General features: G+C 59.4%; 16 protein-coding genes and 3 pseudogenes. 7 read left to right on the forward strand and 12 right to left on the reverse strand.

Annotated elements, in window-relative coordinates:
- Positions 1-124 precede the first annotated feature (124 nt).
- Complete coding sequence (locus L0U84_RS10145) at positions 125-781, forward strand: glycosyltransferase (RefSeq protein WP_233849624.1); 657 nt, start codon at positions 125-127, stop codon at positions 779-781.
- A 729-nt stretch (positions 782-1,510) separates the two neighbouring features.
- On the opposite strand, the gene L0U84_RS10150 is transcribed toward L0U84_RS10145, so the two are convergent.
- Positions 1,511-5,524: a CheR family methyltransferase gene (locus L0U84_RS10150; RefSeq protein ID WP_233849626.1), complete on the reverse strand. Its 4,014-nt coding sequence runs from the start codon at positions 5,522-5,524 to the stop codon at positions 1,511-1,513.
- A 451-nt stretch (positions 5,525-5,975) separates the two neighbouring features.
- Between L0U84_RS10150 and L0U84_RS10155 the strand changes: the two are divergent.
- Both L0U84_RS10155 and L0U84_RS10160 read left to right on the forward strand, forming a co-directional pair.
- A pseudogene (locus L0U84_RS10155) lies at positions 5,976-7,495 on the forward strand (glycogen debranching protein); the annotation flags it as partial.
- Between the two features lie 333 nt (positions 7,496-7,828).
- Positions 7,829-8,700 (forward strand): annotated as a pseudogene (locus tag L0U84_RS10160) (manganese catalase family protein).
- Between the two features lie 49 nt (positions 8,701-8,749).
- On the opposite strand, the gene L0U84_RS10165 reads toward L0U84_RS10160, so the two are convergent.
- From L0U84_RS10165 to L0U84_RS10175, 3 genes are all read right to left on the reverse strand, one after another.
- The gene (locus L0U84_RS10165; RefSeq protein ID WP_233849628.1) at positions 8,750-9,979 is read right to left on the reverse strand and encodes a DUF2252 family protein; all 1,230 of its coding nucleotides are present in this window, start codon (positions 9,977-9,979) and stop codon (positions 8,750-8,752) included.
- Between the two features lie 90 nt (positions 9,980-10,069).
- Entirely contained in the window at positions 10,070-12,055 is a 1,986-nt protein-coding gene (locus L0U84_RS10170) for an AI-2E family transporter (protein ID WP_233849630.1), read from the reverse strand.
- 291 nt (positions 12,056-12,346) lie between these two features.
- Positions 12,347-13,264, reverse strand: coding sequence for a hypothetical protein (locus tag L0U84_RS10175; protein WP_233849632.1), 918 nt, complete (start codon positions 13,262-13,264; stop codon positions 12,347-12,349).
- Positions 13,265-13,942: 678 nt separating this feature from the next.
- Here L0U84_RS10175 and L0U84_RS10180 point away from each other — a divergent pair.
- The 4 genes from L0U84_RS10180 (at position 13,943) to L0U84_RS10195 (ending at position 17,657) form a co-directional block, all read left to right on the forward strand.
- Positions 13,943-14,416 carry a PRC-barrel domain-containing protein gene (locus tag L0U84_RS10180; RefSeq protein WP_233849633.1) on the forward strand — a complete coding sequence of 158 codons (474 nt, stop codon included), beginning with the start codon at positions 13,943-13,945 and terminating at the stop codon, positions 14,414-14,416.
- Between the two features lie 166 nt (positions 14,417-14,582).
- Positions 14,583-15,308, forward strand: a complete 726-nt coding sequence (locus L0U84_RS10185) for an acyl-CoA dehydrogenase family protein (protein ID WP_233849634.1) — start codon at positions 14,583-14,585, stop codon at positions 15,306-15,308.
- Between the two features lie 392 nt (positions 15,309-15,700).
- The gene (locus L0U84_RS10190; RefSeq protein ID WP_233849635.1) at positions 15,701-16,246 is read left to right on the forward strand and encodes a ferritin-like domain-containing protein; all 546 of its coding nucleotides are present in this window, start codon (positions 15,701-15,703) and stop codon (positions 16,244-16,246) included.
- A 703-nt stretch (positions 16,247-16,949) separates the two neighbouring features.
- A complete protein-coding gene (locus L0U84_RS10195; RefSeq protein ID WP_233849636.1) occupies positions 16,950-17,657 on the forward strand; it encodes a glycosyltransferase in 708 nt (235 codons plus the stop codon).
- A 938-nt stretch (positions 17,658-18,595) separates the two neighbouring features.
- Here the strand turns inward: L0U84_RS10195 and L0U84_RS43990 are convergent.
- The 8 genes and pseudogenes from L0U84_RS43990 to L0U84_RS10230 form a co-directional block, all read right to left on the reverse strand.
- Positions 18,596-19,252: a putative zinc-binding metallopeptidase gene (locus L0U84_RS43990; protein WP_326491187.1), complete on the reverse strand. Its 657-nt coding sequence runs from the start codon at positions 19,250-19,252 to the stop codon at positions 18,596-18,598.
- Between the two features lie 87 nt (positions 19,253-19,339).
- A pseudogene (locus L0U84_RS43995) lies at positions 19,340-19,567 on the reverse strand (zinc-ribbon domain-containing protein); the annotation flags it as partial.
- Positions 19,568-19,718: 151 nt separating this feature from the next.
- Positions 19,719-20,414 (reverse strand): transglutaminase-like domain-containing protein, encoded by a 696-nt coding sequence (locus tag L0U84_RS10205; RefSeq protein WP_326491167.1) that lies wholly within the window; start codon positions 20,412-20,414, stop codon positions 19,719-19,721.
- Between the two features lie 258 nt (positions 20,415-20,672).
- A complete protein-coding gene (locus L0U84_RS10210; protein ID WP_233849637.1) occupies positions 20,673-21,767 on the reverse strand; it encodes an extracellular catalytic domain type 1 short-chain-length polyhydroxyalkanoate depolymerase in 1,095 nt (364 codons plus the stop codon).
- A gap of 108 nt (positions 21,768-21,875) precedes the next feature.
- On the reverse strand, positions 21,876-22,448 hold the full coding sequence (locus tag L0U84_RS10215; RefSeq protein WP_233849638.1) for a phasin family protein: 573 nt from the start codon (positions 22,446-22,448) through the stop codon (positions 21,876-21,878).
- 68 nt (positions 22,449-22,516) lie between these two features.
- Positions 22,517-23,011: a YciE/YciF ferroxidase family protein gene (locus tag L0U84_RS10220; RefSeq protein ID WP_233849639.1), complete on the reverse strand. Its 495-nt coding sequence runs from the start codon at positions 23,009-23,011 to the stop codon at positions 22,517-22,519.
- 94 nt (positions 23,012-23,105) lie between these two features.
- Positions 23,106-24,137: an alpha/beta fold hydrolase gene (locus tag L0U84_RS10225; RefSeq protein ID WP_233849640.1), complete on the reverse strand. Its 1,032-nt coding sequence runs from the start codon at positions 24,135-24,137 to the stop codon at positions 23,106-23,108.
- A 101-nt stretch (positions 24,138-24,238) separates the two neighbouring features.
- Entirely contained in the window at positions 24,239-24,490 is a 252-nt protein-coding gene (locus tag L0U84_RS10230; protein WP_233849641.1) for a hypothetical protein, read from the reverse strand.
- Between the last annotated feature and the right edge of the window lie 77 nt (positions 24,491-24,567).

Raw genomic sequence — 24,567 nt, forward strand, 5'->3', positions numbered from 1 at the left:
TGGGTGGTCTCATAACCGGCCGGACCTTATTGAGCAGGTGCGTGCGCTGGCGTTATTCCTCGAAGTCCCGACAGATGACACGGCATGAACTACACGAACAATTCCTTTGAGGTAGAGGTGAAGCATGCTCGGCATTGTGATTCCTGCACATAACGAAGAGAAACTTCTCCCTGCCTGTCTTCGGGCTAGCAGGCTGGCTGCGCAGCACCCGGGGCTCAAAGGTGAGCAGGTGGGGGTGGTAGTCGTGCTCGACAGGTGCACTGACGGGTCGGAGTTGATTGCCCGTGAATATGGTGCGTCCACGGTCTTCATCGATGCTCGCAACGTAGGGATGGCGCGCGCAGCAGGCGCTTCGGTGCTACTTGAAAAAGGAGCTCGCTGGCTCTCCTTTACCGATGCAGACAGTCGTGTCGCCACGGACTGGCTGGTCGCGCAATTGGCCTTGAAAGCCGAGGCCGTATGCGGCGTTGTCACCGTCGATGACTGGGGCGAACACGATGCGGCCACGCGTGCTGCCTTCTATCGCTCCTACGTGAATTCAGATGGGCATCGCCACGTACACGGCGCGAACCTCGGCGTGTCCGCCCAAGCATATCTTCGCACCGGCGGCTTTCCGCCAATCGCATGCTCTGAGGACGTCGCCCTGGTCGACATGTTAATCGCGACGGATACGACCATTGCCTGGAGCGCGGCACCACGGGTGACAACGAGTGCACGAAGAGCGTCCAGGGCGCGTGGAGGATTCGGCGACACGCTTGCCACTGCAGCGGATAGAAAATGACACGAGTTTCTTTCCATCGCCGGGCTATTCACAGGGGACGACGGCGCATGGTGACCCGGCGATGTAGATGGTCTATGCACTCGGCTATCGGAAGCACGCTGAAGGCTTAGGAAAAAATGGCCTCGTGAGCCGCCGTCAGGATTCAGGCACAGCGAATGCGTGGAAGCCCGCCACTGCGGGATTTCCATCATGCGAAGATCGATCGCCGATGCAGAGTGGCTGATTCAACTCCCGGGCCAATAGACTTCTGGAATTGTTCGGCGGGCGTCTCGTAGTCCAGTGTGTTTCTCGGACATCGGGGGATTGACTGGATTGAATAGCCAGCCGCGAGCGACGGGAGTGGACGGTCATATGGGCCACGAGATCATGGCCTCCTCGCTGCGCAGTCTGCTGCGCGATGACCTGCGTTGCGCTACCAAGGCGACATTTAGCCAACAAGCGGCAACCGGTCGGTTCCGCTTGACGCAATTTACGCAAGTACCGTTCCCGGATACCGAGCATACTGCGCACATCGCTCCGCTGCGCTCGGCAACCTTCACGTCCCTTCGGCGAAGAGTCAAAGTGCGAAACCTGAGTGACCGAGGCGAGATTTCCTTAACGATCTCTTGTGGTCAGATCGGTCCGTGCGTGCCCGGCGACTTTAAAGCGCGACGTACAGTGGTCGCCGTTGAGGAAGCGGGACCGGGTGGCGATCCGGACAACCGTGCTTCACGGACCGTCGCAGGGCTTCTATTCGGACAATAACCGCAACAAACTTTCCGGGTCAACGGGCTTGGTCAGATGGTGGTCGAAACCTGCCTCGGCCGAGCGCATGCGGTCCGCTGGCATTCCGTATCCCGTAACGGCGATCAGCGTGACGTCCCGACCGGGCGCGGACTTGCGCAGCTGCCTTGCCACGTCATAACCATCCTGATCCGGAAGTCCGATGTCGAGCAGAACAACCTCGGGCCTGAAGGTCTCGACTGCAGCGATTCCCGAAATGCCATCCAGGCGGGTCTGCACGTCGTGACCTTCGATGGCAAGAAGCATCGCCAGCGCTTCGCTCGCGTCGGCGTTGTCATCGATGATCAGGATCCGCTTTGCAGGCACCGGGGCGCGGGTAGGCGGTGCATCAACACCTTCCTCCGCGCCGGGTGTCGCACCAAGTGGCAGATCGACAACGAACTCGCTGCCTGTCCTGCCGTCACTGATTGCCCTGACCGAGCCACCGTGCAACTCGACCAGACGCCTGACCACAGAGAGTCCAACGCCGAGCCCGGGCTGCCGCTGGTTACCCGATACGGGGCCCTGAACGAACATTTCGAAGAGACTGCCGAGCATCTGGGGCGGGATACCCCTGCCGTTGTCCTTGATGCTGAGAAAAAGCCGCTCAGCCATCCGGGTCGCGCGCAATTGTATGGCGCCGCCGGGCGGAGTGAACTTCGCAGCATTAATCACGATGTTCTCAATGACCTGCGACAGGCGCGTCGAGTCAGCGTACAGATAGACAGGCTCTTCCGGAAGCGAGACCGAGAGCGTGTGATGACGTTCATCGACGATCGGCTGGCAAACCTCGATGGCACTCTGGACAACTGTCTTCAGCAAAACGGTTTGCCGGTTCAATTCAATGCTGCCACTCGTGATCCGCGTGATATCAAGCATGTCGTTGACAAGGTGCATCATTGCCCGCACCTGTCGCTGTATGACGCCAGCTGCCCAGGCCTTCTTCGTTTCTCCAACCGCTTCGGAGACCAGCAGGTTACCTGCAGAAACCAGCGCTGCAAGTGGATTGCGTAGCTCATGGCCTAGCATGGCCAGAAATTCGTTTTTCCGGCGGTCCGCCAGTGCAAGCTGCTCCGCACGTTCAAGAAGACGACGACTACTCACGCTGCGATTGGTGAGATCGCGTTCTGTCGACGCAACCCCCATGGCATTTCCCGAATCGTCCAGAAGGAGCGACATGGTCAACCATATGTCGATCACCCGTCCGTCCTTGGCGACGCGCCGTGTCTCGTAGGAATGCAACGCTTCGTTGTGCAAGGCCTGCAGGATGAAGTCGAGGTGATCCTGCCTCGCGCCTCGGGGCAGCATTTCGGAGACGGACATGCGCAGCGCCTCCGCCTCGCTATAGCCGTACATGGCAGTGGCGGCCCTGTTCCATGCAAGGAAACGGCCCTTCAGGTCGAATACCGTTATCGCATCGTTGGAATCCTGAACAACTGCCGCAAGTCGGCGCGAGCGCTCATCGGCGCGCTTGACGTGGGTGATGTCCGTCCATGTGACGACGGCGCCGGCAGGCGTCTGGCCATGAAGCGCGACATAGGGCGTGACTCGCCGCACGTACCATTGCCGCGTAGCCGTTTCAACTTCCCTCTCCGCATGTTCCGTCGCACCAGAAAGCACCTGTTCTACATCGTGCGCCAATGTATCGCCGAGAGGCGCACCCAGTACTTCGGAGAGGGCAAACCCGGTGTCGGATAATGCGAGACCGAACAAGCGGGCCGCGCTGGGCGTAAATCGCTTTATCGCGCCCTGCCTATCAAGCAGTAGCGTCGCGATCTCCGTGCTTGCGAGAAGATTCGTGACGTCTTCGGTGAGCGCCTCTGCCTGACCGATCTTGTGTTCGAGCTGGGCATTGACCTGGTTCAGCTGTTCGTTGACCGCCTGCAATTCTTCTTTCGATGTCTCGAGCTCCTCGTTGGCCGAGCGCAACTCCTCGTTCATCGAAAGAATCTCTTCGTTCGATACCCTTAGCTCGCTGTTACTCTCTTCCAGCTCCTCAATGGTGCTGCCAAGGGCGGCCTGGGTCGTGCGAAGTTCGCCCTCCAGATGCCAGAGATCCGAATCGACGCCCACTGGGACTGGCAACGCGGGCCGGTCAATGACGGGCAACCGCGAGAAAATGACGAGCAATGCCTTGCCGGAATGCGCCGTATCGAAAGGCCGTGTGACGGTGATTTTCACTCCCCGCGCTTCGCCGTCCGCCACCACCTCGCTGACGGGGGTGCCAGACTCGCTTTGGACAGCCCGGCGCAACACGATACGTAACTTCAAACGTAGGCCTTCACGGGCCATATCGAGAATGTTGCCGGTCGGCTCCCCCGCCGGTTGCCCCAGATAGTCGTCTGCGGAGCCGCTAACGTAGAGAACCTGATGCGCGGCATTGACCAGCACCGCAGCTGCGCGATGTTCAGTCAGCAGGGTTGCGTTCACCAGCTCCGCGTAACCCTTGTTTCTCGCGCCCAGGCGGCTTGTGGGCGGGAATTCCTCGCGCCGCACCGTCCGAGTCGAAAAGCGGTAGCCGGATACAGTGGTGGGCGTGACCGGACTGCGCTGGTAAATTCGCCACGCTTTAGACATTTCCTGGAACTGGACGGAATCCGGATCCGTGCTTTCTGAGCGTCCGAGAAACAGATACCGCTTTGGGTTCAGCGAAAAGTGGAACAGTTCGAACACGCGCCGCTGGGCTTCGGGTTCGAGATAGATCAGCAGATTCCGGCAGCTGATGAGGTCCACGCGGGAGAATGGCGGATCGGCGATCAGGTTCTGCGGCGTGAAGAGAATCGTTTCCCGAAGGTTCTGCCGGACCTGATATCCGTCGCCCAGCGGTTGAAAAAAACGGTCTAACCGTGCCGCGCCAAGGGGCAACGCGACACCGGGCGTATAGATACCGGTTCGCGCCCGAGCGAGAGCCGCACGGTTCACATCGGACGCGAGAATCATGAATTTTCGCGTTCCATTGCGCTTCTCGATCTCTTCAGTGAGCAGCATTGCCATCGAATAGGCCTCTTCCCCTGTCGCACATCCCGGCACCCAGACGCGTAGCGGCTGTTCGCCTTCCGGCTCGTCAAGGAGGCCCGTCAGGACACGTTCGGTCAGCACTTTCCACGCTTCCGGATCGCGGAAAAACTCCGTCACCCCAATCATCATATCCAGACTCAGCGCCTCTGCTTCCGCGGGCCGGTTTTTTAGCAGATCGCAGTAAGCGGCCAGGCTGTTCACCCGGTTCACGGTCATGCGGCGGGCGATACGTCTTTCCAACGTTCCCCGCTTGTATCCTCTGAAGTCGGCGCCGGCGACCGCCAGGGCCCGTAGCACCGGGTCCAGATCGGCCGGATGTTCCCCGTCTTCCGCGGCCGGTAGGCTAAGAGCGGCTGGGTGCTCGATATAGTCGGTCAACGCCGCGGGCATTTTGTCCACTGGAAGCACATAGTCGACCAGTCCTGTCGCGATCGCATGCTCTGGCATCGCGCTGTGCTCGGCGGATTCGGGTGTCTGAGCCATCACCATTCCACCCTCGGCCTTGATGGCCCGCAGGCCGGCAGAGCCGTCGGCATTCGCTCCCGTGAGCACGATCCCGATGGCGCGCTCGTGCTGATCCGCTGCCAGTGATGAGAACAGCCGGTCGATAGGCATTGGAATTTCTGGGCGCCCCACCGCCGGCATCAGTTTGAAGACCCCCTGCGAGATGCTCACCGATACCTTCGGTGGAATGACGTGGACACACCCTGCCAGAACCGGCGCACCATCTTCAATCATGGATACGATCAGGGATGTGTCCCTTGCAAGCAGTTCGGGCAGATGACTTTCGGAATCCGGCGACAGATGAACAACGACCACGAAGGCGATGTCGCAAGGCATGGCAGAAGCCGCCCGGAAAAACTGGCCGAGAGCGTGCAGCGCGCCAGCGGACCCGCCGATTGCCACGATTCGTGCGGGAGCAGGCTTTGCGACCCTCGGAAGCTGTTCTTTTGCGTCGAGCATGTTTGGGCACGGAATCCGCAGAAATAGGGTGAAATGCGACTTTAAAACCGCGGCGCACCGAACTGCGCGTCGCCTTTGGGTTGGCATTTTCTCACGCATTCGCAGTCATAGGGTCAGTTCAGCTTGCGCTCGACCGCCGCCAATCAGCACAGTCAAAGGCGCGCGTCATTGGGGGCGGCGCAAAGACCGTACCATGCACTTCCTTGCCTTATGCGAATTCCGCTCGCGGGTCTCCTTCTGCGGCCCGCTCTCTCGGCTGCCGCCTGACGCGGTCGGACCGTAACCGCTTATGCCTGTTACGCAGATCAATGAGCGGCACGCACGGGCTGAAACGGGAAGCGGAGTATGGCCAGTGAACGCAATATGAATCGAGCAAAACCGATTTGGCCGACGTCCTCAGAAATGCGGCGCCCCATTCCGTTGTTCGGGTCGAGGATCAGGTCGCCCCACTGGATCGATTACGATTGGATTTTTCGGGGCTGACCCGCGATTTTTCGCACAGGGCCCGGGCGCAATCGGTGAACTCAAGCAGATGATCGACCGCTTCCACCATGCGGGGCTCGAGGTGATCATCGACGTCGTGTATAACCACACGGCCGAGGGAAGCGAACGCGGGCCGATGCTCTCGTTACGCGGGATTGATAACGCTTCGTACTACCGCTTGATGCCCCGACGACAAGCGGTATTACATCAACGACATGGGTACAGGCAACCCACTGAATCTCTCGCATCCCCGCGTGCTGCAAATGGTGGCTGACAGTTTGCGATACTGGGTAACAGAGATGAATGTCGATGGGTTCCGGTTCGACGTTGCGACCATTCTTGCACGCGCACCCGAGGGGTTCGATGCGGGCGGAGGGTTTCTCACAGGGGTCGGCCAGGATCCGATACTGTCGAGCGTCAAGCTGATTGCCGAACCCTGGGACTGCGGCCCGGGTTATCAGGTCGGGGCATTTTCGCCTGGTTGGGCAGAGTGGAACGACAGGTATTGCGACACGGTACGGGATTTCCGGAAGGGGGAGAACGGGGTCGCTCCGGAGTTCGGAAAACGCATCACCGGATCCGGCGACAAATTTAACCACCGCGGTCGCCGCCCTTGGGCGAGCGTAAATTTCCTGACCGCGCACGACGGTTTCACACTGAATGATCTGGTCTCTTACAACGACAAGCATAACGACGCGAACGGCGAAGACAACAAGGACGGAAGCTCCGACAACCGGTCATGGAACTGCGGAACAGAGGGCCCGACTGACAACGCTGAGATAGTGACATTAAGGGAGCGCCAGAAGCGCAACATGCTCGCGACCCTGCTGTTTTCGCAGGGCACGCCTATGATCGTCGCAGGGAATGAATTTGGGCACCCAGCAGGGTAATAACAACGCCTACTGCCAGGACGACGACAGTTGGGTCAACTGGGACATTGGCGAAGCAGGCGCTTCGCTCATCGAATTCGTGCGTAAGCTCACTACACTGCGCAATACGCTTCCGGTCCTGCGTCGCGGCCGGTTTCTGATCGGGGAATTAGACAACGACGTACGGGTAAGCGACGTGAAATGGCTCGGCTGTTCGGGCGAAGAACTCACATCCGCGCATTGGGATGATTCCACGATGCGCTGTTTTGGGCTGGTTATTGACGGTCGCGCCCGTGCGACGGGAATTCGTCGCGCGGCTTCCGACGCAACGGTGTTGATCGTTGTCAACGCTCACCACGACCTTGTCGGTTTTATCCTGCCGGACATTCCCGGAATTGATATCTGGACTTGTCTGATAGACACGAATGCGCCAATCCGCGAGGAAGTCCCGACATTCCGGTCGGGCGATGTCTATCAGGTCACTGGACGATCTCTGTTGCGATTTTCCCTTCAGGCGCGTGGCGAGACAAAGGGCGTACTTGACAGTCTGGAAGACAGTATGGTCGACGGCTCCAGACTGAAGGACCCCGAGGTCGCTACGCAGACATCGCCAAAGTAGTCCTGCAAATCGGGCGCATGACGCGGCATGCGCCCGACACACACGAAAATGAGCGCGCGGTACAAGCGTGCCCCGTATCGCGTTCTGTTCGTGGAAGAAGGCACAACCCATGCGCGCGACGTAGTCGGCAGTGATGCCTTGCACGGCAATCTCGCGGTACAACAGCCGGGGCTTGCGCCCTGAGAGCCAGACGTCCGAAGTCGGGTGCGACCTGGCTGGTCCTGGCCCTTGCCGCTGTCTGGTCAACCATCCGGTCCGCTAACTCTTCGATACCCGGGAAATCCTGTTTACGGTCGACGAAGAATTCCTGGCACCGATCACCGGAGAAGTGTCATGTTTATCCACAACAAGCGTTTGCAGTACACCGTGCGCGTCGCGGCCCCTAACCCTGGACTTGCCAACCTCCCGCTTGAGCAGTTTGGCGGCCCACAGGGCGAGCTGGGCGCCGCCTGCCGCTATTTTCCTCAGGCCGTCGGTGAAGACGATCCTGGCCGGAAGGATCTGCTATTTGACATCGCAACTGAGGAATTGAGCCGCCTCGAAATCGTCGGATCGATCGTTGCCATGCTAAACAAGAGCGCGAAAGGCCAGTTGGCTGAAGCGGTGAAAGCCGAAGCAGAACTCTACCGGTCCATGACGGGCGGCGGAAACGATTCGCATATTACAGCGCTGCTATATGGAGGCGGCCCCGCACTCACCAATTCGGCCGGCGTTCCGTGGTGCGCTTCCTATGTCGACACGATTGGCGAGCCGACCGCGGATTTGAGATCGAACATCGCCGCGGAAGCACGCGCAAAGATCGTCTATGAACGGCTGATCAATGTCACGGATGATCCCGGGATCAAGGAAACGCTCGGCTTTCTGATGACACGGGAGATTGCACATCAAAAGTCTTTCGAAAAGGCGCTGCATTCGATCCAGCCAAACTTCCCGCAGGGCAAGCTCCCGGGTGTGCCCGAATACACGAGCGTCTACTACAACATGTCAAATGGTGACGATGCTCCGCGCGGACCGTGGAACGAAGGGCCCGGATGGGACTTGTCGGTTCCCCAGAGCCGGCGGTTGACGGCGGCGACGGGCTGGCAACTGTCAATGTGTCGAAGAGCGATGGGAAGACCCTGCAGGCCATGGCGTCCCGCACGGCATCGGACACCTCATCCGATCCGACGACCGGCGCCGACCTTGGCGCCGGACAAACGACGTAACTTCGCACAACAGTGTCGGGGGTAGCCCGAACTGAACGGTCGATGCTACCTACGCGATAGCAAGCGCGTACCGGCGACAATGTTCAAGGTAGGCGGTTTCATGGCTACCGGCGAGTTCGACGACGCTGCTCCATAGCCAGGGTGGTGCGTCAATGGTTTTGGATCGCGCGCGCCGTAGTTCTTTCAGCCAGGCCGCTCGCGCGCGATGATCCAGTTGCCGCGCATGGGCAATGCCAACGACCTGCGCCACGTAGCGTGCGACATCCATCGCCCCGCTCTGGGTCAACTGGTCAATCTCGAGTTTGATATCTTGCGGCAACAATTCGCGGATCACCACCGGACGGTCCAACAGCCGGTCAGCACGCATGCGTTCTCCGAGAAATGGCGCAAGGTGACGTGCACCTTCGACCACACGCTCTGCGTTATCTTTCGGCATATCGACACCGGGGTATCGCGGCGCAGCGGCCTTTACGCCCTCCTTTACGTCGATCAGGCATAGATCATCGCCATCAACGACGCCGCCATCGACGTCGAGGAGAACGGCGTAGCGCAGCCGTCCTAACGAGCTACAGCCCTTGACCCAATACGCGGCGTCGAGCACCGACACTGCTCCGTCATCCCTTCGCGCCCTCAGGCTCGTTGCGAGCTGGCTGATAGCTCCCTTCTCGAACAGCGCGGATATCTGCGCTGTTTCCTCCTTCGTCAGAGGCCAGAATCGTCGACCGAGCGGGATCGTCGGTTTCGTATCCTCAAGACGTTCGACGGCCAGATGCTTCCAGGAGCGGCGCACCGCTTCTTTCATGACCACACGTACACTCTCGGGTCGTTTCAGCCCTCCAATTTCCTTTCCTTTAGTCGCCCGCGCGAACGCGCGCTCGTAACCGTCGGCAAGCGCTTCCATCATATGGACCGTGGTCAGCCCCGGCAGGTCGGAGCCCCGCGCGGCGGTCGCCAGCGATAGTCCGAGCCGGATAAGATCATGCGCCGGATTGCCGATCACCGTCTGATCCAGATCCCGAATCTGAATTTCCACGCGACCCTGCGCATCAGCCACGGGCCCAAGGTTGCCAGTATGGCAGTCGCCACAGATCCACAGCGCCGGGCCGTCCGGGAGTACCGTGGTCCCGCGCGTTTCAAGCCATTCATAGAACTGCATGGTGTTGCCACGAACATAGGCGTGTGCTGATCGCGCCATCTTCGCATTGCGCATCGTGCTCAGCACGGCTTGCCGCCCCTCGAAGTCAGGCGGTTTTCTGTCTCTATCCCGCTTCCCCGCCATACTGTTCTCCTCTGATGAGATCGCCCCGGACTGCGACGGCAAGTACCGAATCGCAACCGGAGCAACACGGGCATAGAAACCAGGCAGTGCTCAGATTGCGTCTGGGGACAACGCGCCTGATTCCGTTATCGACGAAGCGTGGTGCATCGCGTCGCCTGCTGGTGGTTTGGTTTGTAGAGCTGAGTCAGACGCACTTTCCGGCCCGGTCACCGCTATCAACTGCCTGAACGACGATACGGCGAGGGCAACGGTGCCACGATGTTCCTGGGTGTCCTGTGGCGTGTCTGACATGAAACCGAGAATGAGTGTGGCGCCCGGTGCCCGCTGGTGAAGGCGCCGCAGCAGAATGCGCAGATATGCGCTCGACTGCCCCGCATCGAGTGAAACAACGCAGATCGTCTTCACGGCCGACAGATTCACTTCTGCCAATCTCTTGCGGGAAAATTGCGCACGGTCGGCGAGGTCAGTCTGGATTCCCTCGCGCGCCAGAAGCTGGATAGTGGCCGCCGCCAGGAGCTCGTCCAGGCCTCCCCGGCCGGCAATGCAAAGAACCGGGTTGCCTGCTTGCGGTTCCGTCTCGTGTCCCCCGTTCGTGACAACAGAGATGACGGGTGGTGCGGCCAATCGCAGAGACGGTATGTCGGGCCCGGATGGTGTTGACGGCTCCTCCTTAACCGGCTCGTCAATATCTTCAAGTCCGTCGATGATATCGAGCAGCGCGTCCGTGATACGCAAGAGCTGGTCAGGCGGAATTACTCCGCGCATCATGTCGCTGTGCGCAAGCTGTAGCCCTTGCAGCATGACACGGTCGTAGTAATCCACGAGGGTCATGTCCTTCAGCAGCGTTTCGGCCTGCTTCAGCGCTTCTTCAGGATCGTCCGCCAATATTCGCTGATAAAAGTTGGCCGGAGGGGTCAGTGGCGGTCGATCACCCAGAAGCACTTCGAGGAACTCCAGTTTGTCTACGTGGCGTCCGAGAATTACAAGACACAGTGTAAGAGGTGTAGAAAGGACGAGCCCCACGGGACCCCAGATCCAGCTCCAGAAAATGGCGGCGACAATAACAGCGACGGGCGACAGCCCCGTGCTGTGTCCATACAGGAAAGGTTCGATTACCTGGCCGGTAATGAGGTCAGTCGCGGCAAACAGCGCCACCGTCCACAACAGCATCGACCAGTCGGGCCCTGCGGCCGCGAGCGTGAGAGCGAGAAAGGCTCCGATCCACGTGCCGACATAAGGCACGAACCGCAGAAGCGCGGTGAGCACCCCGAATAGCACCGCACCTGGAACGCCGATGATTGCCAGTCCGATCGAAATGACCAATCCGACCCCCACGTTGACGCCGAACTGGGTCAGAAAATAGCGGCTCAGCCGGTGAGCGGTTTCGTCCATCGCGATCGTAGTGCGATGAAGATCACGCGAGCCGAACAGTCTGATCAGGCGGTCCCGCAGGTCTTCCCGCTGCAGGAGAATGAAGATGGCAACCACGAGCACGATGCCCGCCGTCTCGAGCGGGCTGATCACCGGCGACAGGAACCGCTGAGCGAGCGCGAACGGAGACGGTGCTGGCTCCTGGACCACAACGGGCATGGGTGGCTTGTCCTGCTGCTTCGCCGCCCCCGAAACTGACGCAGTTTCAGGCTTCCGAGCCGGCGCTACGCGTTTGAACAGGTTCGACGCACTCCCAAGCAGATCGTCGGCGCGTCCCACCGTGGCGCCCTGCACGCTTTGGATTTTTTTCTCAATGGAAGCCTGATAATGCGGCAGATCCGCTCCGAGTTGCGCGACCTGCGCGCCGATGAGGGTTCCAACGCCGCCCATCAATGCCAGAGCCAGGACCACGGCGATGACAACTGAAGGTAGTTGACCCAACCGAAGTCGCCGCAGTTGGTCTACCAGAGGTGCTACGAGAAAACTCAGCAGAACGGCCAGCGTGACGGGTATCAGGACTTCACGGCCCAGGTCAAGCGCGCAGATAACGACCACGGCAGTGATCAGGGACGTCAGTTGCCGAAGATTAGGTGCCTCGGAAGGCGCAACCTTGGTAGCGGGCCAGTTGGGCCGGTTCGAGACCATCGAAGACTCCCCGGGAGCTGAAGCGAAGGGCGCTTCGTCCCACCAAACATCGCGGTCGCAGCGTGTGTGGGATGCGGGCAGCCGATGCGTAACAGGCCCGCGGCAAGGTACGCCGGCGACATAGGTGCCGCATGCTCCAGCGCGATCAAGGCGCCGGTGAGCGCATGCCTCGCCCCTGAATAGACTAATGCGCAAACAGCGCGATAAGGATGATGATCGGAATGGGTACGCCGAGCATGAAAAGAAGGATCGAGCGCATGGTTGCCTCCAGAAATTATATTGGTCAGGGACTTAGAGATCGCGTTGTCGGCCGCCGAACGTTGCCATCAGGCTGGCTGAAAAGGCGCCCATCAACAGGGACACAAAGAGCCAGAGGGGCGCATAAACGGCCGCTTTGCGTGCCTTCTCAGCCGCATCCTTCGCAGCCGCCTTCAGATCGTAGAGCTTCTGTTGAAGCAGTGCGTAAGTCGTGTCGACACGGGCCTGCGCGGCGTCCTGGGAAAGTCCGGTGCGCCGCGCGACGAGCTGACCGACATACCGGGAGTCGTCGGCAGAGAGCCGGTCACCGTATGCCACGCTGTTCAGGAAGATGTGCAGAACCTCGTCGTTCGCCCTACTTTCGCTTTGCGTGACACTGCCGGTTACCGCAGAGGCGGCCGGCTGCCGGAAAAGGGAATCGACAAAATAGCCGATTGGCCACGCGTTGCCGGCGGCAGCTGCGTTACCGCGCTCAATGGATGTCGTCCCGATGCCGGCGTTACTACCCGCCGCTACGACCTGTGTACCTGTGTGAAAAAGGCCGGAAATCGCCGACGTCAAAAGTGCGGCCGTCACGAGCGTCGCGACTGCCCAACTCAGAAAGCCATGCGCAGTATCGCGGAAATATGTTTCGTCGACGTGGAGCGAGATCCAGCGTTTTCTGAGCCGCCCAGCCAGATATCCGCCAAGGCCCGATGTGAGAATCTGCGTCACACAAATCCATATGACCGCCGCAAATCCGAATCGCGTGGCGTTCTCACCTGGTGGAGCCCAAGGCGATATCGAAGCAAGGCCAAGTCCGGAGCCGAGCGTCAGCAGTATCAGCGAAAAGGCAGCCGTTGCCGCCGCTCCCGCAATGATTGCGCTCCACGTGACCGCGCTGGCGGATCCCTCTGATAACGTTACATTAGCAGCGCTCACAGGCCGGCTGCTGGTTCCGATCTCGTCCACGAAAATCTCCTTTCCTGAGGTCACATCCGGGGCATCCCCAGCTATAGGCCACGAGCGATGTGGCTACCGAACGAGGATCGGATAAGGACCTCCTTCGCATTATTTGTGCCGCACGCATTGGGGTGTCGTTGTGAACATCAGATGCCCCTCTCAGATGCGGTTCTGGTCTCACATATGACGCGAATTCATCGATGTGGAAACGCGTGCAATAGCGGCCATTCGATTGCCAGGCGTGTGAACGAAACTGGCGAGCTACAGCATCGGGAGATCGGCGTGCGTCCCCAGCCGCCTCTGGAGCCGATAAGCGAATCTCCAGTACGTGTCGTCGAAAAGCCACCGCCATCGACCAGTGTGATGGTCGGACGCGCTTCGCAAGGAGAGGGAAATTTCCTGTCGGAGTAAATACCCGTCGGCGCAGTGCCTGATCTCTCCGCCGCAATGTCGCCAGACAATTGGCGTTTGTTGAAACCACGGCTACCAGCCAATCGTTGCAGGCTTGATATTGCCGGAGACCCGTAGTGCAGGAGTCCTCCCTCGGTCGCCCGGCCTACGATGGAAGCGGAACAAACAGCGGAAGCGAGGACGAACCCGGCACAGAGCCGCGTGCAATTCGTCGACCGCATTGCGATGCGGCATGCCGATTGCTGAGAATAAGGTCCAATCCATCAGGAGTACATCATGACCCTACTCGACCCAGGCAGCCAGCAACCGTCGGCTGGAACTGGAGCGCACATCGTCGGCATAGCGAGCGGCGATGGCCCCGGCCCATACGTAATGGCCGCAGCCACGCTCGACGGCAACAAGGTCTTCACTTCGGATGGTGAACATGTCGGCAAGATCGGGGACATCATGCTCGATGTACGCGGCGGTCGCATCGCGTACGCGGTACTGTCGAGCGGGGGCTTTCTCGGGATGGGCGATACGCTGCACGCCATCCCATGGGGCGCACTCACCTTGGATACGGACGGGAAGTGCTTCCGCCTGCTAGAGATGACCGCGGACCGAATCAAAAACGCGCCCGGTTTCGATAAGGATCACTGGCCTTCGATGGCGGACCCGCGGTGGGGATCTTCGGTGCACGATTACTACAACCGCCGGCCTTACTGGATGGCCACGGGGGATCTCGCAGACGACGACTCTCGCGCCCTTTAACAGCCCGGCAAACAGACGGCAATGTCGGAGCCACTGAAATCTCCGCCCGACGTGAACTTGCCGCTTATTTCAACCCAGGGGCCTTGATTCCGCTCCCGGACGCCGACGCAAGTCGGCGTTCCGAGCAGGATCATCGGCACCGACTAAGGCACACACGCGTCGCAGCATGCCCCGTCCCAATGAACGAATGCCAGGAGACCGCGAAGGCGACGCGGTCATCACGCTTGCTGGCACCAAGGCGTGGTGCTCGGGAGCGGCTTTCGTCACCAACGCGCTTGTGACCTGCCGCGACTCGCGCGGGGAGAGACGGCTTGCCGCCGTCAACCGTCGGCCGCCCGGTATCCATGTAACCGAACGAGGCTGGCACGCGATCGGTATGGCAACAACACAAAGTGTTGAAGTCGAGTTTGACGCAGTACCCGCCGTAGCTGCCGGCGGATCGGGCGAGTATCTGAGCCGCCCCGGATTCTGGCAGGGCGCAGGGGGTATTGCGGCCTGCTGGTACGGCGCAGCGGCCGCGCTCCGGAACGCCCTGCGGCAAGCTGTAATGCATCGCGATGATCCTTATCGGCGCGCACATCTGGGGACGGTCGATGCTGCACTCACCGGTACCGCGGCGGTATTGCGCGACGCGGCCGCGTGGATCGACGGTAACCCTTATGGCAATGCGATGAAAGTCGCACTTCGTACCCGTAGCGTGACAGAAACGGCGGTCTGCACGGTTCTGGAGGCGACAGGACGGGCATTGGGTGCAACCCCCTTTTGTCGGGACCGGTGGTTTGCGCAGATGAGCGCGGACCTGCCAGTTTTCATACGGCAGAGCCACGCGGAGCATGATTTCGCTACGCTCGGCCAGTTGGTTGTGCGCGATCACGATGAGTGGTCGCTATAACGACGCGCCAGCAGTATCTTGACGACGATGGTTACGTACTGAGTTGCCACTGACGATATCCGATGGAAGCATGGGCGCAGACAGCCGATGACACATCGAACGCGTTCCCTCGCCCCGGGTTGCTGCATCGTATTGCCTTACACGTCGAACCGGATTTCATACTCGAACTCTGGTCGAAGTGCGCTCGCTCCGTCGGGCAGTGGGAGGTCCTGGTGTGATAGGCATTGCGATACGGAGAATTAAGGGCCATGCCTTCCGGCTTATTCCGTCTGCTCCCTGCTGGGTGCTGGCGGAGAGGATGATCTGTTATGCCGCATTTTGAGCCGTCATTCTGGTCGGCCTGGGCGGATGGACAGATCAGCGTTTTCACTCGAAATTTCAAGGAGATTTCCATGTCCCAGAAACCCTTCCTGACGGACGTCCAGACCCTGCGAATGCGCGCCCGTCAGCACATCGACGAAGGTGCGGTAACGGCTGGCTATGAGGCGGACCGCGAAACTGTCCTGAAGCTACTCAACGACTCGTTGGCCACAGAAATCGTCTGTGTGCTGAGATACCGGCGCCATCACTTCATGGCAAAGGGACCTGCATCCAAAAGCATTGCCGACGAATTCCTGGTTCATTCGAACGAGGAGCAGGGTCATGCCGATCAGATCGCAGAACGCATTGTCCAGTTGGGTGGGGAACCCAACTTTGCACCCGACGGATTGGTGAGCCGGAGCCACGCTGAATATGTGGAAGGCACATCCCTCGGGGACATGATCAAGGAGGATCTTGTCGCGGAGCGCATCGCCATCGACAGTTATCGCGAGATCATCCGGTACCTTGGAGAAAAGGACCCGACGACGCGGCGCATGATGGAGGGAATTCTCGCAGTGGAAGAGGAACACGCCGACGACATGGCGGATTTGCTGGGCGACATGTCGGCAAAGACCTGAGCGCGCGGGACAGGCACGAACGGGATGAGACGAAAGACGCTTTGAAACTATATGTAGGCGCCCAGAACTGGCGCCGCACAATCGGACTCGTCGGTTGCGTGGCGCCAGAGGGTATAAATCCCGAAGCGGCCATGACGCACATCATTACGCCGGTCGTATCGTTCTACACCCGGGCCGGTGCATATCGGCGGCAATGCTGCAACGCTGCCAGTGGTTGGCGACTGGCGCGGCGATGGGAGCCGGCGCTTGCCGGTTCAAGATAGTCACGCTGAACGCCGCCATGTGCTTACCGGCACTGCGGAACGATCATGCCGGAGCGGGGGGCGCCGGCTGTCAACGTCGCCAGACCGCTGTGACCGCCTGCCTTGGGCGCTGGCCACCGGCATCATGGGCGATGCCGGTTGGGCGGACGTCGGAAAGCCTGCCGACCGTTGCGATCGATCGCCGCGGAAAGCACGCGCGCGCACTCCACTGCAGACCACCTTCAATCTCGCTCTCGGTCCAAAAATTGCTGACTCGCGGGAACATCCGGAGAAGACAGCGTGTCCCAGGGCGCGCCTGAGGAGGCGGTCTGAGCGCACAAGTACCTGGCGCTGCCACCGTGTATCGGTCATCAGTACAGCCGGCTCAACGCCGCAGTCCTCTTGCATCGATCAGTCATGTCCGTGTGCGCACGGACAAAACAACAAAAACGGAGTACACCGTGATTGGCATCATTATTCCAGCCCACAACGAGGGCCGCTGCATCGGGGAGTGCGTTAGCGCCGCGATGCTGGCGGGGCGCCACGCGGAGCTCGGCGGAGAGGACGTGGAGGTGACTGTCGCGCTGGATACGTGCACGGACGACACGGGCCAGATTGCCGCGTCACTGGGCGCGCAGATCATCGAGGTCGTGGGCCGCAATGTCGGCATGGCCCGTGCGACGGGCGCGCGCGCTGCGCTGGAAAGCGGTGCGCGGTGGCTCGCCTTCACGGATGCCGACTCCGTGGTTCCTCCGGACTGGCTCGTCCAGCAGTTGCGCTGCAGCGCGGACGCGGTGTGCGGCGTAATCAGCGTTCGCGACTGGTCAGAACACTGCGACGCGGTGCGGGAAGACTTTCTCAGGGCATACTGCGACGCTGACGGCCACCATCACATTCACGGCGCGAACATCGGCGTCGCCGCGGCCGCATACCTTAGAACCGGCGGGTTTCCGTTGCTTGAGTCTGACGAAGATGTCGCCTTCGTCCAGGCGCTGATTGACACCGGCGCCACGATCGCGTGGACCGCATCGACGCGTGTCGTGACAAGCGCACGGATGGACTGCCGGGCTCGCCGGGGATTTGGCGCAAGGCTACGGGAGGTCAGCAGACGATTGGCGCCACTGGGCTGGCCCCGCGCCGCATTCCTCGATGAATGCGAGCCAGAGTGAACGGCCGTCGAGTCTATCAATGATGCAAGCTACGTCCCCACCGGCGCCAGGCGTAGCAGTACTTTTGCTAGCGCATCTTGGGAGGCGGCTGCTACTCCCTGCTCAATGTTCAGGATGAGATCGGGCGCCTACCTACGACAGGAATTTCCCGATGGCTTGTGCTTACGTGCCGATCACGGGTATCAACAGTCTGGAATCTTCAGGCGATAGTATCCCCAGCTAAGTGCAGATCTACGTTTACGACGCGATTGATTCGATGTCCGGAGCATATAGGCAACCGTCGATGAAAGTGTGTGCGCGCCGCTCCGCATATGAAAATGCCTCTTCACCTGACAAGAAATCAAGCTGTTGCGGAAGGCTGGAGACCGCCGTTGCGGGCAGGTGTGACGAAAGAATAGACCAGGAGACGGAGTACCGAAGCTCCTTGCCATTGAGTGAGACGACATTGTTCGCTACGACCCGGACGTCAATTGTGAATCCGCGATACGCCGCACAGGACCGGCTTTGCATAACTGCTCCATTTCTAGATGATCGCCGATAGGCGAGATATATAGATAGAAAGCGCAACCCGCATTCCTGCCTGACCAGGTCATAGACCAGGGGTCAAAGATGACCGCTACTCTGCGGAGCCTACAACGGCCACTTTGCAGCAGGAACCACGGGAAAATCGGCTGCGGCTGAGTGCACGGATACCCAACCTTCTATTGCAGCGTTCGGTCGCGACGCCGTTGCGGAGCGTCGACATTCGCGAACCTCGGATAGAACACTCACGTGCCAATAAACGGACTGCTGCGCGCCCCCCGATGTCTGATGCGACTCCAATCATCGCCGACGGGTCTTAGTGACGTCGCGCTGACCGGATAACGCAATCGACAAACCGCAGCTTTTCGACGACCGCGGCCGACCATGCGCCCGGATACGAATCTGCAGCGCCAATACTACGATTGAGGGGTATTCACGGCCGCCGTGAGGGCAAACCATTTTGTCATCGAACATTGACAGTCATCGTCGCCCCGTTCCACCGATTGCGGCTGCGGCCCCCTCGCGTCATGACCGCGTGCAGTACCCTGTGCGATGGAAAGCCCATACGCCGTTGCCGTATCGATGGTGTCGACAATGCGCAGATAGTGTGCCCATGTCTCCGCCCAGTCCTCCCACGGATGCACCGCAGCGTATGCGCTGATAAACGAATCTTGCCATCCGCCGCGTACCGCGCCTTCGCGATAGTGGATTGCAAGCGCCGGCCCATAGTCCGCCCGTTCGTCCCCGAAGATCAGTCGAAACTGTGTGAGCAACGGTGTCCCCACTATCAGGCGATCATAGAAATAATGCCCGATTTCATGGCGGAAATGACCAAGAAGCGTGCGATGTGGTTCCCTCATTGCCAGACGGGTTTGCTCTCGATGCTCGTCATCGGCTTCGGCGACATTCACCGTGATCAGCCCACTCGCATGTCCCGTCAACACCGCCTTCGAAGGTGTGTCCTCGAGAAACGCAAATTGAAGGCACTTCGAAGGATTTTCATCGCGCGACCCGACCGTCAGTCCGAGATCGTCAAGCGTATAGAGGAGCCGTGGTTTCGCGGACTCGAGCATAAACCAGTAATATCGTCGGCGAGGTACTGAGAGATCTGGAATCGTGTGCGTCAGGCGACAAGCACGGCAAAGCGCATGCCAAGATTGCACCGGCAGCATCCAGTTTCACACACCTTGCGTTGCATAGTTCAGGCACGGCTTGTACAAGGTTGTGGCGTCGTCTGGCAGACGCTGCCACTGCCCATCGCCGAGGTCCCGGAAGGCACTCATCTCCGCTGTTTCAGCAATGAACCCCAGAAAGGCGCCGCAACCGTCGCAGTCGTTACTCTCGAAGAGAACGGGATGATGACAACAGCTGCACTGAAAGGTTTTCATCGGCCACGAGACAAGGGCTCAAGCTCGTTCTGGGCATGCGACTCAGGCTCGCGCATATCACCTTGAAGCTTGTCAGCTTGGCCGGCCCGAAAGCGTTGTTCAACGCGACATCCGTCGCGTCACGGCCGCGCGCCATAAGGACACGGCCAGTTCACGGCGCATTGTTGCGCGCATCGAATGTCTGCCAGCAACCTCCAAGATAGGCTTCGAACCACTCGCAAAAATCCATTGGCGCGTGCGGTGGGGGCAGCCCGACGTCACTGATATAACCAGTGCAGTAGCGCGCGGGGATATGCATTGCGCGACAGAATGCGATTGCCAGGTGGGCGTAATCGCGGCACACGCCGAACTGTTCCTGATAGGCACCCGATGCTGTCCTTGTCGAACTTGCCCGCTGATAGTCGAAACGCAGATGGTTGTGAACGTAGTCGCAGATCGCCTGCACTCCCGGCTGATCGGGCTTGAGAGCGCCAAACATGTTCCACGCGATATCCGATAGCAGATCAGTTTCCCAATAGCGGCTGCCGGGCAGGAATTGGAGGCACTCCTCGGGCAACGCCTCGACCGGACTCTGGCTACCGTCCGCACGCGGCCTCTCAGGATTGTCCGGTACGTTGATTATTGCCTCGGTAGACAAAGAGAGCTCTCCGTCGGGCGGTGTAACGAGCCGGCTGCAGAGACTGCCGAAGCTGTCGTAGTACTTCGTCAGCGGTAATGCAGGTTCGACAATCAGGCGGTCGGAAACAATAATTTCGTTCACGTAGGACGAGTGCGTATTGAGCATCAACAGCATTGGGGTCGACCGGGAACACGTATAAACCATTTCATATCCGACGCGCAGTTTCATACGGGGCCTCTGCAAGTGTTGGTGCGCGATGTCATGGCGATCCCTTCGCTATCGAACGTGTACCAATGCTTTTTTTCGATAAGGCGGATAGTAAAGGGTCCTGATCACGTGTCTCATGCGCGCGACTGCGAGTTCTTGCAATATATGTATCAACCGCAATCGTTGTGCCGCGTCAAGGCGGCAGGAAGTGGTCGTCAGCAAGCAGGCTTGACCGGAACGCGTCGAGAAGTGAAAACGATGCAGACTGTTCGATCAGGCTCAGAACTTCCGGTCCCCGCCTGTATTGAGATCGACAGAATCGAAGAAGCGAAGCATTTCGCGAGATGCATCTGGCCCGTTACAGTCGGTATAGCTTCCCGCACTATCGCCGCCAGACCACGCATGGTCGAGACCATGAATAATCCATTGTTCTCCGATGACTTCGCCCTTGTCGTCGCATGAAAGACTGCGCGTATGCCCGTAGATCCCTTCCTGTGTCGCAACCGTCGTGATTTGACGGAACGCGCTTTGTGATGAGACCGCAAAAATACAGTTCATGCGGATCAGATCGTCACAATTGCGGGGATGCACGACATTATCCTGATCCCCATGAAAGGCGATCAGAGGTGTATAGGCACGTTGCTCGGATTCTTTCCGCAACAATTCAAACTGAAAATCGGCCGACCCGTGATTCATCACAGATATGGCGGAAAATGCGTCATCTGCGATTCCGTACGCTAAACCGGAGTGGATCCCGGCAGCAGCGTAAAGATCGACATAAGTGACGGCAAGATTGACTGCCATTGCGCCGCCAGCCGACATGCCGGCCACGTAGATGCGGGTGGAATCCGCGTTATACATGGTCATCACCTCGCGAGTGAGTTCGGCAATGAGTGCCGCTTCGCCCGATTCGCGCAGCCGGTCGCCTGGACGAAACCAGTTCCAGCATCTCGCTGCATTGGCGCTTTGCGGTTGCTCCGGGTAGAGGACGATGTATCGCGCTTCCTCAGCCAGAACGTTCATCCTTGTACCGGCAGCGAAATCGTCAGGATCCTGGTTAGCGCCATGGAGCATGACGACCATCGGGAGTTGTTCGTGTTCGTGAGATGTCGGAACATAAACCTTGTAGTTCCGCGCTCCCACCGTCCCCCGAAACGTCTTATGCTGCCATATGGATTCGTCGGGCGCTCCCGTCAGCGATGATATCGACGGCGAATGTGTGCCTACCCCATCGCGGCGAGACGGCTCCGGGGCCGCCGAAGCGTCCTCCGGCATTAATCCGCAAAAGAAACTGGTAGTGGCTTCCACGGGGCCGCGTAAAAAAAGCGCAAGGGTAAGATCCTGCGCGAATAGAAAGGGGTTGGAATGATTCATAATGCCGTTGTCGGTCAGCGGTCGCGCATCGCATGCTTGCAAAACAGACCCGCCTTCAGCGGGCCTTGTTTGCCTGCATTCAGATCCTGCACGGGAAAGATCTGTCGTTTAGCGCTTGTTGCCGGATTTGGCAGGCTGAGGCAGCATCGCTTCGCCCCCGGCCAGGAAGTCACCCGTCGCCTTCGCCGTCTGCGAAATGGCATCCGATGAAGCTCCTTCTACTGCGTCTTTGACGGCGGTGCCCATTGCGTCCTGCGCTGACTTTGTAACGGTGTTCTCCAGGGTCTCAGCTGTTCGGGTCGTCGCAGCGTTCGCCTTTTCTATCGCCTCCAGGAACATCGCGTTGACCTGGCCACCACGACTTTCGTACTGGCGTCGGAGTTCGCGCGCGACTTCAGCGCCAATCGACAGAATGATCGTGTGTAAATGGCGATTGTAGGAAGCCGCTTTCCCGGGAAGCTGGGTCAGCATGCTGGATTGCCATTCCGGCAAATTGTTGGCGTTTTCAGTGTCGTCGTCCCTCGGAAAATTGTTGCTCTCCTCAATGACCGCCCTGATCGTTTGAACGTTCAGTTCCGCGAGTTCCTGAAGTCCGTTCATGTATTTTCCAGTCAGATTGACAAATGACTGGTAACTGGCTTTGTGAAGATCCGCGATCTGCTGTGGCGAATAAAAGAACATTTGATACTCCTTGTTGAGATAAGCGTTGCTTGATGGTTGTTCGATGCCGGTTTAACTGCATGGAGCCGTTACTTGCCCATTGCTTCTGCTGCCACCTTCTCTTCGGCCAGCAACGAAAGCGCCTCGTCCGTCGCCTTCTCTTCCTTCAACGTTTCGGCCAGGAGTTTCGCCGCCTCTGTTTCTCCCAGTTGCCTGGTCAGCGCAATCAACGAACCGTAAGATGCGATTTCATAGTGCTCAACCTTCTGGGCTGCGGCAATCAGCGCCGTATCGAGGACAGGGCCTTTCTCGATCTCGTCGATCTGCTCCTGCCCTTCCTCGACAAGACCTTCCATCGCGACGCACTTGACGCGCTTGAGCTTGATTGCACTCGTCTCGACGATCTGGTCGATGCGTTGAACCTGCCCCAGTGTCTCTTCGAGGTGTTTCTCGAATGCGGCCCTGAGATCCGGGCTGCTCGACGCGCGTGCCATCTTGGGCAGAGACTTCGTCATCTGTTTTTCGGCGCTATAGATATCCGACAGTGAATGGATAAAAAGATCTTTAAGGGTCTTCGTAGGCATGAGTGTTCCTTGATTGAATTTCAGAACTGCATCCGGGATGAGTGCAGCTTGATGCGAGTGATCCAGCATGAATCCGGCACCGAGACAGAACCGCTTAATCGGCCATGGTCAGGGGAACGTCGTCTACGGACATGCTGGATTCGATCTTTTTCGTATCTGTATCGGCGCTCATACGATCAATCGCGCTGGTGATTTCCTCAGCCAGCGCGTAGTGGACCATGTGCCCTGCCCCGGGCATCAGGGTCAGGTCGCTGTGTGGCAGATCCCGACGCAGCCGGACGGATTGCGCTTCAGGGGCGACGACCTTGTCGCCGTCGCCGGCGAAGATACTCACTGGCATTTTTAGCGTTGCGTAGTGAGCGCAACAATGCGCTGCGGACGGGATCATGAACGCGGCGTCCTCTGCCGCTGCCCGGATCTGCATGGGACGTAACAACATTTCACGGGGCACGACATCGAAAAACCTGTCGGGCATCGGCGCAGGCGCGAACATCGCCTCCACGTTGCGCCGTAGCATGACGCGACCGGTCAGCGGCGAAACCGTGTAACGCAACACGTCGCCAAACACAGGAAGCGCCACCGGTGCCGCCAGCGCGACATCCACGCGGGCCGCAGGATAGTAATAGCCTGAAATCAGCACGAGGCCCCGTACATCCGTCGGAAATTCTGTTGCCAGGCCGAGTGCGACCAGCGTACCCCACGAATGCCCGACCATGACAGGCCGTTTCACATCGATCTGTACGAGTGCCTGCCGTATGACCGCGGCTTGGGCTTGCGCGGTCCAGAGGCGATCTCGCGGACGCTCGCTGTGTCCGAATCCCGGGCGGTCGAATGCGATTACCCGGTGATGTTCTGCTAACCGGTCAATCAAACCGCAGCCGATAAAATCCTGTACCTGGACGGTGTTCCCGTGCAGCAACACGACAGCCGGCCCTCGCCCTCTGTCGATGAAGTGGAGCCGTATACCGTCCACTTCGATAAAACGGCCCATGGGCGGATTATCGCGTTCGGCTTTCCGTGCCCGATGCAAAACCCACAGCGCGGTGGCTGCACCGGCGACAGCCGCGGCTGCGACCGCTCCGGCCGTGCCGCGAGATAAGCCGGCTTTCTTGAAAGAGGTGGCCATGACGTCTCGTGTAGAAGCTACAGGTAAGAAAGATCAGCATTCCCGAAAATCGGCGCTTGATGAGATTGGTGCGACCGCGTCTCATGCGGCCGCGCACTGCTTTACTTCTTCCCTTGAGGTGCAGCCTCGTCGGGTGGAACATCGCCAGGTGACGGCTCACCGGGAGTGTCTTCCTCGGGGACGTCTTCATCGGGATCGATGCCGGGCAGGTCCCCCTCTTCCTCATCTTCGATGCGCGTCGCTCCGCCCGTCGCCGGCGCATCGCTTGCAGGGAAGGTGTCTTCGAGCGGCTGGTCAGTAGCGTCGTCGGGCTTTTCGTCCGGGGTGCGGTGCTCAACAGGTGTGTGGGTCATGATTCACTCCTCGTAGTTTGTGGCTCTGATGTAAGCGCAATTGCTGTGCCGCAACAGCGACCATTTCTTTTTCATCC

It is taken from the genome of Paraburkholderia sp. HD33-4 (assembly GCF_021390635.1).
Classification (GTDB): domain Bacteria; phylum Pseudomonadota; class Gammaproteobacteria; order Burkholderiales; family Burkholderiaceae; genus Paraburkholderia.